The following is a 17432-nucleotide window of genomic DNA, read 5'->3' on the forward strand; positions in this document are numbered from 1 at the left end:
GTTACCTTCTTAAGAATGTTTTTAATAATTGTTCGGTTTCATATAAAGGTAAGCCTACAACAGAAAAATAGCTACCCGCAATGTGAGTTACAAAGCGGCCGCCTAAACCTTGGATACCGTAGCCACCAGCTTTATCTTGTGGCTCATTAGAATCCCAGTAGGTATTTATTTCTTCATCAGTTAAAGTTTTAAAGGTGACATCTGTGCTTACAACACAGCTAAGCACATCATTTTGCGTCGCAAATGCTACTGCGGTAAGTACTTGATGTGTGTTACCTGATAAACGTTTTAATGTGTGTATAAAATCGTTTTTATCACGAGGTTTACCCAGTGATTCGTTATCGATAACAACCACGGTATCACTACCAAGTACAGGGCGATCGGTATATCCAAGCTCTACACCGCTTTGGGCTTTTAAGCGAGCTAAACGCTCAACAAGTGCTCTAGGTTGCTCGTTTGGAAGTGGGCTTTCATCTGCATCAACACTAAATTGTGTAAATTCGACACCTAATTGGCTTAATAACTCTTTACGACGGGGAGAGGCTGATGCCAAATATACTGCGGTAGTCATTACCTGATCCTAAAATGTCTGCGATATTTACGAAGTAGTAAAAACACCCAAAACCAACTAACCATTCCGGTTGCTACTGGCCATAAATACTGTGGATTAAAGTAAACCCCTAACAAAAAGTGATTTAGCCAAAACTGCATTAAATGATACAGCGTTAAAAACAAACCAATTAATAAGCTCTGTTGCCAAAGCGAAAAGTTACGAATTTTTTGAAAGTTGCTCGCGGTTACAAATATACATATTGAAAATGTAAGCGAGTTCACACCTAACGGTGAGCCAGATGCTAAATCTATTAATAAACCAACAACCCAAGCAGTACCAATATTTAAACGATGCGGTACTGCCAACGACCAATACATAAGTACAAGTAAAACCCAGTCAGGTCTAAATGGTTCAAACGAAAAAGGGAGCGGCATTAATGCCATTATTAAAGCAAAAAAGATGCTTAGCGCAATTAACAATGAATAACGGTTAATCATCGCTGATTTGCTCCTGTTGATTACGCCATAAAATAACCAGCAAACGAATGCGATCTAATTGCGCAATAGGTTCTGCAAAAACTTGTGCAAACGGGCGGCCTTCATCACGGTTTATTTCGGTTACTACAGCCACCGGGTATCCCTCTGGGAATGTGCCACCTAATCCTGATGTAACAAGTACATCGCCAATTCGCACATCTAAGCTGTGCGGAACGTGAGAGAGCTTAACGACGTTAATTTTACCTATGCCCTCAACAACAGTTCGCACATCGTTACGCAGTATACGCACAGGTGTGGCATGCGTAGTGTCGGTCATGAGTAATACGCGTGACGTAGTTGACCCTACTTTAGTTAATTGCCCTACTACACCCATCTCATCAATGACGGCTTGGCTTTCACTAAGTCCATCGGTGGTACCACGATTTATAACAACTTGATGGCTATACGGGTTTGAATGCACAGAAAGTACTTGAGCAATAATTTTACGATTTGATTGCTTTGCAGATGAGCCTAATAAGGCGCGTAGTTTTTGATTTTCTCTGGCTAGAAATTGATACTGCTGAAGTTGCTCACTTTGTAGCATTTGCTTTTTTTTCAGCGCTTCATTTTCAGTAAGAAGTTGCTCTCGTGTATGCAGGCTTTTAGCACTTAAGCTAAATAATTCGTAGGGTAAATTAGCAACATAAATTAGTGGGCTAACTAAGGTATTGAGGCTGGTACGAACAACGGTACCACCTTGCGTATATCTGTCTCCAACAATGAGTGCGATACTCAAAAGCACTGCGACAAAAAGTCGCAGTTGCAAAGAGACTGTGCGTCCAAACATTAATTTCATTAGTCGTAACTAAAAACGTCACCACCATGAACATCGATCATTTCAAGTGCTTTACCACCACCACGTGCAACACATGTAAGTGGATCATCAGCAACAACAACCGGAATACCCGTTTCTTCCATTAATAAACGGTCTAAATCTTTTAACAATGCGCCACCGCCAGTAAGTACCATACCGTGTGCAGAAATATCTGATGCCAGCTCTGGTGGTGATTGCTCAAGCGCAACCATTACTGCACTCACAATACCCATTAATGGCTCTTGTAGAGCTTCTAGGATTTCGTGTGAGTTAAGTGTGAATGAACGCGGAACACCTTCAGCAAGGTTACGACCGCGCACTTCAATTTCGATTGGCTCATCAGTTTTAAACGCAGAACCAATTTGATGCTTAATATTTTCAGCTGTCGCTTCACCAATTAAGCTACCAAAGTTACGGCGTACATAATTAATGATAGCTTCGTCAAACTTATCACCACCAATACGAACAGATGATGAGTAAACAACGCCGTTAAGTGAAATAATAGCAACTTCAGTTGTACCGCCACCAATATCAACAACCATAGAACCGGTTGCTTCTGATACTGGTAAGCCTGCGCCAATAGCTGCTGCCATTGGTTCTTCAATTAAGTAAACTTCACGAGCACCTGCACCCATTGCAGATTCACGTATTGCACGTTTTTCTACTTGAGTAGCACCACACGGTACACAAATTAGTACACGTGGACTTGGACGCATAAAGTTATTGTTATGCACTTGTTTAATGAAGTGTTGTAACATTTTTTCTGTTACAAAAAAGTCAGCAATAACACCGTCTTTCATTGGACGAATCGCTTTTATATTACCCGGTGTACGACCTAACATAAGCTTTGCTTCTGTACCTACAGATGCAACACTTTTAGGTCCACCAGCACGCTCTTGGCGGATAGCAACAACAGAAGGTTCATTTAATACAATGCCTTCGTCTTTTACATAAATTAGGGTATTGGCTGTACCCAAGTCGATCGATAGATCGTTAGAAAAAATACCACGGAGTTTTTTAAACATGAGGCTGGATGACCTTTGAAATACGTTCTTATATTAGCTGCCTCACTTTAACATGCTCAACTATATGAGCAATATAAAGCGCAGCGCCTTTGTGAATTTGTGAAAAAAGGAAGCAAAGCTTCCTTAATTGAGTTTTATCGTTCGCGAACTAAGCGAAAACCAATGTAGTTAGATCTAAAATCAGGCGCTAAAATTAAACGCGTAGATGCACGAGCAAGGCTTGGTGCAAAGTTCCACGCTCCGCCTCTTACTGCTACATCAGACTCACCTGATTCTTTATCGGTCCATTCCCATACATTGCCTACGGTATCGTATAATCCAAATGCATTTGGAGAAAAAGAACCTACTGGTGATGCACGTCTGTTTGACCATTCACTACCACACCAACCACAGTTAGCTAGGTTTTTACCAATTTCGTTACCCCAAGGGTATTCTGTTTCAGTTCCTGCACGTGCTGCGTATTCCCACTCAACTTCGTTAGGTAAACGAAATTGCTGTCCTGTTTGACCAGATAACCACTCAGCGTAAGCTTTTGCATCGTTATAAGTTAAACATACAGCAGGAAAGTCACTGCCTTGCTCAAAACCAGGATTACGCCAATTTAAATTTGCTTCCCATACTGGTTCGCCATTTAAATAATACGCACACCCTTTATTTTTTTCCGCTTGAGTTTTATAACCTGTATTTGCTACAAATTTTTCGTAGGCACCTACGGTTACTTCTTTACTTTGCATAGCGAAAGAATTTGCTATTGCTTTTTCAATTACTGGACGTTCATTAGCTAAACCATTGCCGTTAATATCGCCCATTTTAAATTTGCCTGCAGGAATAACGACAACCGGCGTTTCAACGTTTGCATTTAATACATTAACGTTTTCACTAACCTGGCGTGTTGTTACTTCTGGTTGCTCTCGAGTATAGGTCGGTGCAGCAATCGACTTAGGCTTTTTTACTAAATTTGCATTAATTGTTTGCGCTTTATTCAAATCAACACGTGCTTGATAAGGTTTATAACCAAGTTTACGTATTTCAATGTTATGAATGCCCGGCGGTAAACGTGTAATCAAGCGTGTTGAGCCAAAGCTTACACCATCGATAAACACTTCATCGTCGTATACGTTTGATCGTAATGTTAGCTCTACTGATTGATCCTTCTTCTTATTAAGGATAGAAGGGTAATCTTTTTTCACCGATGCAGGTTTAACTGAATAATCACGTACTGGCTGCTCATTTAAACGAGAAACCGACACCGTGTTGCTATTATCCGCGCTATTACTGAATGTTAACTGACTATCAGTAAATGTATTGTTATACGCTGGTTGATAAGCAGCCGTAAGTGGCGTGCCGTACTCAGAACAATAGCGGTTATCTATGCTTAATAAGCTACATAAACGGCTGCTATTAACTTCGCCGCGCATAGTTACACTTAAGTTAACGTTGTAATTACCTTGGCCGCTAAATGCACTGTTAACTACATGGCTACTTAATATTTGTACTTGAGCGCCCGCCAAATTACGTTTTGGCTCAACAATGCGCTCTTCTGTTAGATTTGCAAAAATTTGATCAACAAAGCGTTTAGTTGCTTTTTGTAGACCCATTTGCTGACCGCGTTGCTCACATGCTGCTAGCGTTTCTGTTCGCTTACAGTTAATAGTGTGGTTAACCTCAAGCGTACCTTCACGTGTAAACTCGTTACGTAAACGCTCTACGCGGGCTGTAGTTAACTGCTCTTTTAAACTTTCTAATGTATTTAAAAGCGTATGCTTAGCAACACGAATTTGTTCTATATCTTTACGGTGGGATGCAATTGCCGCCAACTGCATAGAAATGTCATCTTTATTTTGCTTATGATCAATCACCGCTTTTTGATAGCGTGATTGAGCCGCACTAATATTAATTGTGGGATCGTCAATTAAACGACGGTACATTTCGTTCATCGCATCGAGCGCTTGGTTTTTTTCTTTATCTAGCTCTGTAGAACGAGAACGAAGTAGCTCTAATTGATTTTGTAACTGACTTTCTTCTTTAAGATGTTTTTCAAGTATTCTTGTCGAGTTATCGTATTCTGTCTGTTTAACACTAATCTCTGAGTCAATTCCAGTCACTGTAGCTGTGTCTTGTGCAAATGCACTACTAGCTAACAAACTAGCTGAAATTAACAGAGATAAAGGAGTAATTCGCATATATTCCAGTCCCAAAAAGCGGCAATTATTTGGTCGTTATTATTTTTTATAATTAAAGCCTTATGCTATGTACTTGCAGCACAAAACACAAGCTTTGTTCAATTATTATATTAGTTTACAACTATTCGCGTGTTTCACGCCAGTAAATAACCCGATCATTTCCTCTAAAGCGTCCAAATTGTAAAATAGTACGAGGATCAAGCTGTGTTCCATCGCCCTGCCAATCCCACTTTAACCAACCATAAGTATTATATTCTAAGGTAAATTCACCCAAACCATTTGGCTGTGCATAAATACCGTTATCTGCCGGATACACTCCCGCTTCTAGCTGGCCAGATACACCAGTCCCATATTTATAGGTTAATTGTGGGCTGCTAGGTGATATTTGAGTGATTTGGGTATGATCAAATACACTACAGTTATCTTCAGTGTTATTTACAAATCCACTGCCGTTGTAATACTGAGCCTGCATAGGAATAAGTAAAGGGTCGAGATCGGAGCCTGCGTTATTGCCAAGGACTAAGCGTCCAAATCTAAACTCTATTGGTAATGCATTTAGTCGTACGCTATTACAACCACCCGAGCATGCTGTTTGTGTATTAGGTTTATCATTTGCATCAATAAGTGTTGCCCCTTCTATGTCAGAAAGCGTTGCCATTAAGCTCACCATAGCGAACGGTCCGTCTGCTTGCCCTACACCTAATCTTTTAAGTGTCGTGTTGAGTTGGCTCATTTGCCATTGGCCGTCGCTTATATCTCCCCAGTTGTTATTTCCTAGGTTTACTAAGCGGCTAGTAAAATTAGTTGCAGGTACATAGTTACCTACTTCATTATTTTCGGCATTAACGTCTACACTGGACTTATCAAAGCCCTCTTTATAATTAGCCATTAGCTCACCATTTTGATTTTGTGCTTGTACTGTAAAGCCAAGTTCAAAAGGTTGATCAAGATAAGTTAAATTACTGCCGTATTGCGTGCATTGCGCGGCGGCTTGAACCCCCACTACCTGAAACTGCGAAGGTGCAAAACGACCAACGTTATATAGCTCACCTTTTACATCTCCCGCACCAAAATAATCGGCATCTTGAAGGCCTGCTGTTAAATCAATTATGCCAACTTGGTCGTAATTATATTGCGATATAGATTCACTCAAACTACCTGTATCACTAAACGCAACAGTACTCATCGCTTCAAGCGTACCTTGAATGCCTGGCGTAGGCGCTTTAAGTAATGCCTCTACAAGCGGTTGCTCTGTAATAAAATGCTTAGCTATGTTGTTATTTGTAATATTGCTGTAGTTGTCTGGGAAACCATCGTTGTTAGTGTCTTGCCCTGTTTGCCACTGCACCGCATTCATTTTTAAATCGAATGCTTCGCCCGTTAATCTAAATAAGCTCCCATTGGCATCTGCTGCATAACCATCACTTGCAACTTCCATGGCTAATCCAAATGGTTTTACGACATATTCATTTGAACTACCCGTTAAATTTACTGATAAATTAGTTAGTGGGTCTAAAATTAAATTGGTATTTACATTTAAACTCAACTTTCCTGCATCGGGGTAATTTATAACAATCGGGGCTTTAGACTCACTATCAAAGTTTAGCGTGAACGATTTAGCTGCTTGCTCGACCGCAAAGGTATTATTGTTGTTACTAAGTGAAACCGTATCAGAACAACTTGCACCAGCACTGCATGTATACGATAAATCTAAGCTTACATCGCCACCAGCGGGAAATGCAGCTTCGCATACGCCCGTAGTGGTATTTGTTTTTACCGCTTGGATAGATAGCGCTTTTGCATTAAATCCAGTATTTGAAGGCTTTGCTGATAACTGAGTAGGAATTGTAGTATTTCCATCTGTATCATTATTAAAAATAAATCCAGCATCAGAAAACGTAACTTTACAGCCACTCAAACCAACATTATTACCACCGATATAACAACGAAGAGGTGCAGAAGGATCAGCAGTGTTATATCCAAATGTAACACTGCCTGTGGTGCGTTTAGCAAATTCGACAACCGCTGATCCTGTAAAATTAATATTCTCCCCCGTAACCCAACTTTGCTGACCACTATTATCTGGAGAAAGGTTTAAACTAGACGGCTCAGCAAATAATAAGTCGCAGGCATCATTAGCGCAGGCTGTTAGTGTCATTTCTTTAGCTTCACACGTCAGACCTTTGTTATCGCTTATTGTTAAACGATAATGATCCAGTGTTTCTGGTGTATAAATACCACAAAAACCAGGGATACTTTCGGGTACTGGTAGAGCGTCAAACGTTGAACTCCCTTCGGTAATAATTTGAGTAGCCGATGTAATTGATCCCTGATACGTTACATTTTGAGCGATTCTTACCTCACCAGTTGCAACAATATAGCCCGCAATATTTGCATCGGCTGNCCGCACCATCCACATAAATAGCCAAGTACGCGCCAGCTTCTACTACTATATTTGTTTTACCTATATTCAAAAATGAAGTTGATAGAAGTGAGGTTGTGTCTTTTAAAAAAATACGTGTAGGCGCTGTTACTCTGTATTGTGTTTCCAGCATACTTAACTGCAACTCATCGTAATAATAGTCGCCAGCTAAAGAAGTAGGTACGGGCCCTGTTGAGCTACCATCATTTGTAACCGTTGGCACCTGCGCCGCTTGATTCGGTTCTAAAGAGTTATAACCACCAGCAACACACGCCTGACCATTACACAAAGGAGGGCTCGTCAGCGCTGTAGAAATTAAACTTGTGGTGGTGACAAACTGCGCATTACCATCGGTTATTTCTACTCCCTGCACCAGCTGCACTTCACCATTGTTATAAGTAGAAATAGCGCCCGGGAATAACGTATCACAATCTAAAATATCACCATTAAATACAAAGGTACTGGTCATGGCGAGTATTGATGCTTCCTCGTTTACGTGACGGCGCTCGTTATCGCCATCACGATCTTCGTCAACAACAAGCCCTAACCTGTCGGTCCTAAGGTTACAGCTGCGTAGCCACCCGCCATCATCTTCTTGGCGTGAGTTTTTACTTGCTACAACTAACGGAGCCACATTAAAATTATTAGTAAAACTAAAGTAATTACAGCCATTGCTCCAGCCGTCAACTTCAAAGCCTGTGAAAAAAGTTTCCCATGATACCTCAACGCCATTATCGTCAGAAAATGTGCGGTTACTTCCGGGCTCTACAGCCATATAGGCAACAGTTTCGGTTTTTATGAGCCCAAGTGCTGTTTCAGATGCTTCTAAAGCAATATTAACGCCGCTGGCAGATAGAGAATTACTTTCTACTGCAACTGTTAAAAACGGAATTAATGCCTCAGAAGGTGGTTTGCTGTCTATGCTATTGAGTGTTTGTAAGGAATGGAAAAAGTTTGGCCTTTGAGTAAACGGTTCAGCAAATGTTAAAGGCTTATAGCTTTTAGGTGTTAGTGGAGCAAAACCAGACTTAGAGCCATACTGTAATTCGAGTAATAGATCAGTATTACCTACTTCCATAATTGTGCCGTCTGGAAATTGATGCACACCATACTCAATAGCTAAATAGTGCGCTCCCATACTAATATGCCCGCCATCCTCTCCTGAAGGTTCAAGCGGTAAGGCCTCAAAGCTAGTTGTGGTTATATTACGTATTCTTATTATTGCAGGGTTTCCGCCTTGGTTTGTTGAGAGCATAAAAACAGCAGGAGGCGTTATATATTGCTGTTGAAAATTAACTTTTGTCCAAACAGGCGATGTATATGTATCTTGCAGCTCTATATAACGGCCTTCGATTTTTGGAGGCACTGCATTTGCGTAATTACAAAGTAACACGCAGCTAAAAAATATAGTGACCAATGCATTTTTCATCATGGTAAAGTTTTAGCCTCCAGACTGAGCGTTCTTTGTGTTTGCCAATAATCTTTTCTGCAGCTACTCCCTGCAGGGCAATCAATTGCGGCGCATGTTGCACTGCTTTGTAAGTAATATATATTCACAAGCCCGTTTGTTGTACTGCTATCAGGTAAGTCTATATATTCATCGCAACTCACCACTACTTTACAGTTAGCTAAATATGCAGTTTGGAAGGTTAAATCAGTAGTAACTGATGTACAGCTTTGAACTGAGCTATTTGTTGGAAATAGTTGCGTTAAACCACTTTCTAGGCCGCTTTGTGCTGCCATAAAAGCGCGAGCCCCATAATACTCAATCGTATTTTGTTGAGATGCACCAGAAAGCACTTTAACTAATGCTAATCCTAGTGCTAATAAAGCAACAATAATTACTAAAGAAACAATTATTAAGTTCCCTTTTTGTTTACTGGGTAAGGCTTTTCCGTGAGGATTTTTTTTAAGGTACATTAGGAATATGTACCTCATGGTTAAAGTTCATTACTTCAGTATCGTTAAATTGCATTTGCGCATTCACATTAAGCACAGCGTTTCTTTGTAGAGAGAGTGAATCAAGAGTAAAAAATAAATCGCTCGCTAAATTGTTAGCAATGTAAATACCTAATAAATCACGTTTAACACCACTGCTTATTTGTAAGCTCACAGCATCTGATTGATTAATAGTAAAACCGTAATTGGTATATCTATATAAATACTGCCCTTCAACGCAAAAACTTACAGGTTCTGAAAGTAAATAAAGGCGTTTACTCGGCGACTCTTGGGTAAATGCTTTGCTAAATTGCCACTCATCAATTTCGCTCGCTGAACTATTAAATGCTGATACTTGCAAACGCTTATTATTATTCTCATCGTATATATCAGCACTGCTTAATGGGTATATCGTTGCCCAATCTCCAGCTTGCGGCTGCGTTAAGTTATTAAGTTCAAAATCAACAGCGCTAACATTAAAAGGCGCTACGGTAGGTAGGTAATTTGTATAGTGAGTGGCCGATAAAAACGGCGTAAATTCTAAACACTGCTGAGCACTACAGGCCCCGCTAGTATTATTATCACAAGAAAGCCTTAATGAATTTGGCGTAGCGTGGCGCAATTCTTTACTAAGTCGCGTTATTAAAAAACGGGCCTGGGCTACTGCTTCTTGGCGTTCAACCCCTTGTGAGTAAATACTGACCCCAGCACCAATAAATGAAAATGCACTTACGGCTAAAATACCAATAATAACCATGACAAGTAATAGTTCTATAAGGGTAAATGCATTTTGGTATTTAGCTCTTTGCATTAGTAATTCCCTTTATATGCACTAAATCCGTAAACTTCGCCTAAGGGTGATGTTACTTCAATAGTAATACGCTTAAAGGTTGTGCCATCGTTGATGGTCAATTCGTTAAAGTCGCTATCGTACTCAACTGTAATAACTAAGTTAAAGTCACTGTATTGGCTTAACACCTCACCTAAGCTATTAGTAATAGGCTGGTTAGACAATGCAATATAGTCATCTACATCGTTATAACTGGTTCGGGTTTCTAGGCCTGCCCCTAAGTTATCGACGCCTAAATCACCCTCTGCGGTACAAGGCTCTGCACCTAAGGTTGTTTCGCCGCAACGTCTAAAAGGTGCGCTTCTATCGCTGTGCTCATCAAACGATTTACTTTGAATTTCGTTCATTAATGATTGACCAAATTCAGAGGCTCTTAAAGCAATAATTGGCTCTGCACTTTTTTTGGCTTGTGGGGCAATGAGCGCGGTAATAATGCTTAATGCAATAGCAAACATCACTATGCCAATAATAAGCTCTATTAGAGTAAAACCTTTTACTTTAAGGGCACGCATAGATAAGCCCTTCACCACTTATGCATACGCCAGCTAATCCAACATCTATTCGACACTGCGAAGTACAGGTTTGATTTGATTTACCTAAAGGATCAAAACTAATTTGGGTAAATATATTCGCGTTACTATCTAAAGCGCTAAATGTTATATCACTTCTTTGCGTGTTTATTTGTACCACTAAATGATCGGTGTTGTTGGTATCAGCGCCACCGATACATGTATCAGGTGTGGGGGGAGCAATAAGTGTGGAGGTTATATAAAGAGTATGGCAACTTGTTGTCGCTGTATTTTGCATTGCACGTAACTGCACTGTTCTCAGTGCATTTAAAGTACGGTCTCGATATGAGTATGCATCTTCTGTTGAGCTGCCCAGAAATTTGGGAACTGCCGTTACCGACAGTATTCCCAATATCACTAGAGTAATAATTAACTCAATGAGTGTGAAGCCACGCAATCGTTGCCTACTACTGCTTATCATTTAATATTAATTAACATTCATCAGTAAAAATATTAATTGTAGGAGGCGTTACTACAACAGGCCCTGTAGTTGCAGTTGCTTGTATGTATTCAATTCTGCACTCATCATCAGCAATGTAACTATTAGGGTATATAATAACTGTTCCTGTTGTTGTCGCATCAATATTAAAGTCATCTGTGTCTGGTGCTGTAGATGGAGCAAAGCTAACATCTAAAAATGCCTCAAATGCAGCAAGTGTTGCTGCTGGGTAACCATAAACAGTAGGTACTGGTACACCAGTATCTACAGTAACTGTAGCCGTTGCCTTTTTGTGATCACTAGCAATAATAGATTTGCCATTTACAATATTCATACCACTGCGAATCGACCCTTGTAAGCCTTCAAGTGTTGAAGCATTCGCATCACCTTGCAAGTTTAAAAAACGAGGTGCTGCAGTAACAGCTAAAATGCCCAAAATAACAATTACGATGATCAATTCAACAAGTGTAAAACCTGCTTGTTTATTCATTGGTAAACTTTTTAACGATTGCGTTTTCATAAATAAGCCTCTTTTTAATTACTTAGTTTTTAAATATTTTTACTTTGCCTGTTTTAGCAAAGTATGAAAAACCTGTTAAACCTGATATTTCACCCGTATTGGTAGGTATACTTTTAATATCAATGATATGAGTTAAATAATAGACGCATTGCGTACTTTCTGCATTGTACCTAACTAAAAAACTTACACTTTTTATTATCGATATTTCACTACTTAAGGTACTGCTTGGTGCATCTTGTAAAATTACATTTAATACTTGGCGGCATTTATGAGCATTTATAGACTCTGCACGAGTATCTTTTTTTTCTGTTTCGTCACTCGTTGGTGTACCTAACGATCCATCAACACCAACTATTACTCCTCCATAATTAACAAATGTTTTATTTGACTTACTATTTGGTCTCCCTTCTAACTCCCATTGACCTCTAACCATCCCAACAGCCGATGAAAAACTACCCGCAATAGCATCTACGCTTGCATTATGCGCTTGATTTTTAATACCTATATATTGAGGTATAGCAAAGCTCAAAATTACTGCCAGTAAAATAACAACAATAACTAACTCAAATAATGAGAAACCTTTTGAGTAAGCTGTGGTTGTGTTCACCTTAATTCCCTTTAATTGCCGACATCATGTTCCACATAGGCATAAAAATACCCAACGCTAAAATCAGCACCATAATGGCAACAAACACAGTTAAAATAGGTTCTATTTTTGCAGTTAAGCTTCGTAAGTCATAATCAACTTCACGCTCATAATAATCAGCTGCTTCTTGAAGTAACTCATCAACCCGACCGGTTTCTTCACCTACAGCGACCATCTGTAATACAAGCTGAGAAAACAGCTCAGAACTTTTTGAGGCTCTAAGTAAGCTATCGCCTTTTTCTATATCTTGGCGCATAGTAATAATCGCTTTTTCCATATAGCTATTATCTACGGCATGCGCTGTTAGCGATAATCCAGTGGTCATAGGTACACCAGAGCGCAATACCATAGCTAAACTTTGGCTGTAGCGCGCAAGCAATGTGCGTTTTAAAATATCTCCAATAAATGGAATTTTTAATTTATATTGATCCCACTTAAAACGTCCTGGTTCTGTATTTAAATAACGCTTCCACGCAAATACCGCTCCAATACCCATTACCAACAATAACCACCAGTAATTTACAAAAAAGCTGCTAGTACCAATTAATATTTGAGTCATTAACGGCAATTCGGCATCGAATTTGGCAAACATGCTAGCAAAGGTAGGAATTACAAAAATATTTAAAATAACCATAGCTGCTACAAGAGCCAAAATAACAAAAGTAGGGTAGCGCATAGCTGCTTTTATCCGTTTGCGAGTTTCCTGTTCTTTTTCAAAGTAAATAGCGAGTTGATAAAATGCATCTTCTAATCGGCCAGAACCTTCACCAACCATCACCATTGACACGGTTAAGCGGCTAAATACCTCGTTATGAATTGCCATTGCACTGGATAAGTCACGGCCTTGCTCAAGTTGCCTGGTAACTTCCATCAATACATTTTTAAATTCTTTATTTTGTATTGTATCTGCCAATCCAATCATTGCTCGTATAATTGGAATACCCGCTTTTAGTAGCGAATACATTTGTCTAGAAAACATAATCATGTCGTCTAGCGTTATTTTTTCGACAAATAAATTATCAAAAATTTTAATATTATTTTTTGTTTCAACTAAAGAAATTGATATTGGTATAAATTGACGCTTCATTAAACTATCAGCTACGCCAGCTTGGTTACTCGCTTCTAATTGGCCTTTTACCAAAACACCTTTGCTGTCTTTCGCTTTATAGCTATATAGTTGCATCAATATCCCCTACTATTTCTGGGATATATTCAGCCACTTTAAATACTTCATCTAAAGAGGTAATACCTTTCTTAGCGTAATTTAATGCCATTGCTGAGAGTGGCGAAAAGTTTGCGCTATTTTTAGCGGCTTTCGCAAAACCTTGTGTGTCGTTAGCGCGCAATGCATCCATCATTGCATCATCCATTTCGAGCAACTCAAAAATACCTACACGTCCTTTATAACCAGTGTGATTACATGCTGTGCAACCTTGCCCTTTAGAAAATTGAGCATCTGTAATCTCTTCGCCTAAATATTTTAACCAACTTATTTCTTGGCGATCTGGCAAGTACGGTACTCTACAGTCATTACATACTCGCCTTACTAATCGCTGAGCAATAATCGCTCGCAGTGAACTTGCCACTAAGTAAGCCGGTGCGCCCATATCAATTAAGCGCATAGCGCTGGTAATTGCATCATTGGTATGTAACGTTGATAGTACTAGGTGGCCTGTTAAAGCGGCCCTTAATCCAATATCTACGGTTTCTTGGTCACGCATTTCGCCAACCATTATGATGTCAGGATCTTGCCTTAGAGCGGTCCGTAAAATACTGGCAAAACTTAGCCCTATTTTATTATTTATTTGTACCTGGTTAATACGGCCAATACGATACTCAACGGGATCCTCTACTGTAATAATTTTACTTTCTTGTTGGTTTAACTCACTTAATGCACCATAAAGTGTGGTTGTTTTACCCGAGCCTGTTGGCCCAGTAACTAAAACCATGCCATGTGGACGTTTTATAATGCTGCGCACACGTTTTAATATGTGCGCCGGCATGCCTGTTTCATCTAACGATAATAATCCTGCAGATTGATCAAGCAAACGCATTACAACTGATTCACCATGCTGAACCGGCATGGTAGATAGGCGCACATCAATACTATGGCTGCGCACTTTTATATTAAACCGGCCATCTTGAGGGAGGCGTTTTTCAGATATATCTAATCCCGACATAAGCTTTAAACGTAGCACTAGTGCCGATGCTATTTTTACTTGGTTAAGAGTGTGCTCTTGTAATATTCCATCTACACGTTGACGAATGCGAAGCAAACCTTCATCTGGCTCAATATGAATATCAGATGCGCGAACTTGCACAGCATCCTCAAATATTGATTGCAGTAACTTTACGACGGTTGCATCAGATGTCTCATCACCTAAAGAGTTTAAATCAAACTCTTCTACGTCTTGATATTCTTCATGGAGTTGTGCTGCAAAGTTGGTAATTTCATCTGTACGACGATATACGTTGTCAAACGCAGCCATGATTTGGCTTTCTTGTACAACAGCTAAATCTATTCGTTTAGGAGCAAGCATAGTCGCAAGTTGATCAAGCCCCCTTAAATCAGCAGGATCGCTCATCCCGACCAAAACAGAGTCACCATTGTCTTCGATTACTAGTGCTCTGTAACGACGCGCATATACCTCAGATAAAAGCTTAGATACATCGTGTGATATTTTTCGCTGTGATATATCTAAAAAAGGTACCTGTAATTGCTGCGCTAAAAAGCGTAATAATTGTGGTTCACTAATAAACTCAAGGGTAATAAGCGTCGAACCTAATTTACGACCAGTCGCCGCTTGAACATTTAATGCTTCACTTAGCTGTGCTTCGGTGATCATGTGTTCGTGAACAAGTAAATCGCCTAAGCGCATTTTTAAACTAGGTCTCATACGGCCTCCTTTAGTGCAACTAAACGCTGTAATGCATGCTGAGTCATAGCGGTATTTAACCCACCTAAATCTAGAGCTACTTTATAAAGCTGTTTAGCATCAAGGTACTCTCCTAGTGCATCTTTTGAGGTTGCAAGTGCAAGCCACCACTTGGCTTGACTAGGCTGGAGCTGTGTAAGATGTTTAAAGCTTTCAAGTGCTTTATGGTGCTTACTCGCACTTTGCGCAGCAGTACCTTGCAGCACCCAAAAATCAAGATTCGCCTGGGATTCAAATTCATCACTTAAAAGCAGTAATACTCCTTCATACTGTTGTTGCATAATGAGTATTTTGCTTAGCATTACACGCCATTCAACTACGTTAGGGTTTTGGCGAATACCCGCTTGCAAAACCTGCTCTGCCGAATTTATATCTTGTTGTTTAAAGTAAGTTGCAGCCAGTAAATTTCGAGCCTCAACATGTAAAGGCGATTGCGCTAAAATAATGTTTAAATCACTAATAGCTTCGTTGTATAAGCCAAACTGTATTGCCTGTTTAGCTGCTGCTAATTGCTCGACTAATAAAGCCTGTGGTGACTTAGTTTCTGCCGCGCTTTTGATCATAGTATTTTGTGGCTTAGTTTTAGTCACTGAAGTAATTTTTGGCTTGCTGACAATAACTTTGCTAGCCACTAACACATTATCTTTAGCTAGTGCAGGGCTTTGTTTAACCTCGGCAATTACAACCGGCTCAGCCGTTGGTTGAGAAACCAGTAATGTTGCTTCACTCAACTTGGATTCAGCTAAATCATTCACTTCTGGTTTTATTTGCTCAACTTGCACAGCCTTCTTCACAACTTCTTGCTCAACTAAAGGCTCTACAGTGCTTTTTTCATCTTGAGAATCAGATAAATTAGAGCTCAAAACCGCGACCATTTTTTGCTGTGGTAAAACAGACTCACGTTGAGTTTCTTTTTTGTCGGCGGTCGGTAAATACAGGTATGCTAAAAAAATGACACTTAGCATAATAAGTAAAATTACGGCTTTAAATACAATGTTTTTTACATCATATATTGGCTTTACGCTTATACCTTCTTGAATATTCACTTGTTTAGCTTCACGTTGCTCAATATTTTTAAGCATATTATTTATAACGCTCATAACCACTGCCTCCATACCCATATGGCAGCAATAGCTAAAACACTAAACATTAACGCGCTGTAGCTCCAATATTGGCCTGTTCGATATTTTGCGCAGTCTTCGGTATCTTTTATGGCAAGCTGAATATGGCGATTTGTTATTATATTTAACCCTTCACCGTAAGCTTGTAATAGTGCTTTGTGACATAAAATATTAACTAACCTAGGAATTCCACGGCTTGCTCTGGCAATCTTAAGCCCCATACTATTATTAAATAAAGGAGGCCTATTAAATCCTGCAACTTGTAAGCGGTGATTTATATAATAAACAACCTCAGCGCCAGTCATCGCCCGTAATTTATACGAAAAACTAATACGTTGGCGTAACTGCCTTACTTTATTATTTGCCAGTTTTTCATCAAGTTCAGGTTGCCCAAATAACACAACTTGAATCAACTTTTCGCTTTCTGTTTCTAAGTTTGTAAATAATCTCAACGCCTCTAGAGTCTCCCAACTCAAGCATTGCGCCTCATCAATCAAAAGCACTACGCGCTCATTATCTTCTTGTAAGTCGAGTAAGTGATGATTTATAAGCTGCCCTAGTGCTTGTTGATCCAATGCTTTATCCACATCCATACCCAGCTCAATTGCAATCGCCCATCTAAGCTCTTCAGGGCTTAAATAAGAGTTAGGTAAATAAGCCACAATGTAATCTGGCTCAAGTTGGTTTAATAGCTTTCTACAAAGCAACGTTTTACCTGTCCCAACTTCACCGGTGACTTTAATAAACCCTTCACCCATCTCAATGGCTGTTGTTAGCACTTGCATCGCTTCGTGGTGCGGTTCAAGTGCACAAAAAAATTGTGTGTTAGGGGTTAGCGTGAAAGGCATTTCACTTAAATTAAAAAAGCTTAAATACATAG

Annotated in this window: 16 protein-coding genes; all 16 read right to left on the minus strand. The window is 39.6% G+C overall.

The features are described 5' to 3' along the window. Nucleotide 1: 1 nt before the first annotated feature. The 16 genes from L654_RS0104535 to L654_RS0104610 all read right to left on the minus strand — a co-directional run bounded on the left by L654_RS0104535 (nucleotide 2) and on the right by L654_RS0104610 (nucleotide 17430). On the minus strand, nucleotides 2–571 hold the full coding sequence (locus L654_RS0104535) for a Maf family protein (RefSeq protein ID WP_007586343.1): 570 nt from the start codon (nucleotides 569–571) through the stop codon (nucleotides 2–4). After that, a complete protein-coding gene (mreD, locus tag L654_RS0104540; RefSeq protein ID WP_007586341.1) occupies nucleotides 571–1050 on the minus strand; it encodes a rod shape-determining protein MreD in 480 nt (159 codons plus the stop codon). Before mreD ends, L654_RS0104535 begins: the two co-directional genes overlap by 1 nt. Continuing rightward, on the minus strand, nucleotides 1043–1885 hold the full coding sequence (gene mreC, locus L654_RS0104545; protein ID WP_193371825.1) for a rod shape-determining protein MreC: 843 nt from the start codon (nucleotides 1883–1885) through the stop codon (nucleotides 1043–1045). The genes mreD and mreC overlap by 8 nt, the downstream gene beginning before the upstream one ends. Beyond that, the gene (locus tag L654_RS0104550; protein WP_007586338.1) at nucleotides 1885–2928 is read right to left on the minus strand and encodes a rod shape-determining protein; all 1044 of its coding nucleotides are present in this window, start codon (nucleotides 2926–2928) and stop codon (nucleotides 1885–1887) included. Before L654_RS0104550 ends, mreC begins: the two co-directional genes overlap by 1 nt. Nucleotides 2929–3062: 134 nt before the next feature. Beyond that, nucleotides 3063–5111, minus strand: coding sequence for a formylglycine-generating enzyme family protein (locus tag L654_RS0104555; RefSeq protein ID WP_024607409.1), 2049 nt, complete (start codon nucleotides 5109–5111; stop codon nucleotides 3063–3065). 121 nt (nucleotides 5112–5232) lie between these two features. Further along, nucleotides 5233–7530: a DUF6701 domain-containing protein gene (locus L654_RS1000000128645; protein ID WP_343223515.1), complete on the minus strand. Its 2298-nt coding sequence runs from the start codon at nucleotides 7528–7530 to the stop codon at nucleotides 5233–5235. Between the two features lie 1431 nt (nucleotides 7531–8961). Further along, complete coding sequence (locus L654_RS0104565) at nucleotides 8962–9453, minus strand: hypothetical protein (RefSeq protein ID WP_024607410.1); 492 nt, start codon at nucleotides 9451–9453, stop codon at nucleotides 8962–8964. Next, entirely contained in the window at nucleotides 9443–10282 is an 840-nt protein-coding gene (locus L654_RS0104570; protein WP_024607411.1) for a type II secretion system protein, read from the minus strand. Before L654_RS0104570 ends, L654_RS0104565 begins: the two co-directional genes overlap by 11 nt. After that, entirely contained in the window at nucleotides 10282–10833 is a 552-nt protein-coding gene (locus L654_RS0104575; protein WP_024607412.1) for a type II secretion system protein, read from the minus strand. The genes L654_RS0104570 and L654_RS0104575 overlap by 1 nt, the downstream gene beginning before the upstream one ends. Then, on the minus strand, nucleotides 10820–11287 hold the full coding sequence (locus L654_RS0104580) for a type II secretion system protein (protein ID WP_021032133.1): 468 nt from the start codon (nucleotides 11285–11287) through the stop codon (nucleotides 10820–10822). Before L654_RS0104580 ends, L654_RS0104575 begins: the two co-directional genes overlap by 14 nt. A gap of 34 nt (nucleotides 11288–11321) precedes the next feature. Continuing rightward, the gene (locus tag L654_RS0104585) at nucleotides 11322–11849 is read right to left on the minus strand and encodes a prepilin-type N-terminal cleavage/methylation domain-containing protein (protein WP_024607414.1); all 528 of its coding nucleotides are present in this window, start codon (nucleotides 11847–11849) and stop codon (nucleotides 11322–11324) included. 22 nt (nucleotides 11850–11871) lie between these two features. Beyond that, complete coding sequence (locus tag L654_RS0104590; RefSeq protein ID WP_024607415.1) at nucleotides 11872–12456, minus strand: prepilin-type N-terminal cleavage/methylation domain-containing protein; 585 nt, start codon at nucleotides 12454–12456, stop codon at nucleotides 11872–11874. A 1-nt stretch (nucleotide 12457) separates the two neighbouring features. Next, the gene (locus L654_RS0104595) at nucleotides 12458–13678 is read right to left on the minus strand and encodes a type II secretion system F family protein (RefSeq protein ID WP_024607416.1); all 1221 of its coding nucleotides are present in this window, start codon (nucleotides 13676–13678) and stop codon (nucleotides 12458–12460) included. Next, complete coding sequence (locus L654_RS0104600) at nucleotides 13665–15392, minus strand: GspE/PulE family protein (RefSeq protein WP_024594461.1); 1728 nt, start codon at nucleotides 15390–15392, stop codon at nucleotides 13665–13667. The genes L654_RS0104595 and L654_RS0104600 overlap by 14 nt, the downstream gene beginning before the upstream one ends. Next, a complete protein-coding gene (locus tag L654_RS0104605; RefSeq protein ID WP_024607417.1) occupies nucleotides 15389–16531 on the minus strand; it encodes a tetratricopeptide repeat protein in 1143 nt (380 codons plus the stop codon). Before L654_RS0104605 ends, L654_RS0104600 begins: the two co-directional genes overlap by 4 nt. Then, the gene (locus tag L654_RS0104610) at nucleotides 16528–17430 is read right to left on the minus strand and encodes an AAA family ATPase (protein ID WP_024607418.1); all 903 of its coding nucleotides are present in this window, start codon (nucleotides 17428–17430) and stop codon (nucleotides 16528–16530) included. Before L654_RS0104610 ends, L654_RS0104605 begins: the two co-directional genes overlap by 4 nt. Between the last annotated feature and the right edge of the window lie 2 nt (nucleotides 17431–17432).

It is taken from the genome of Pseudoalteromonas sp. TAB23 (assembly GCF_000498075.1).
GTDB classification, from domain to species: Bacteria; Pseudomonadota; Gammaproteobacteria; order Enterobacterales; family Alteromonadaceae; genus Pseudoalteromonas; species Pseudoalteromonas arctica.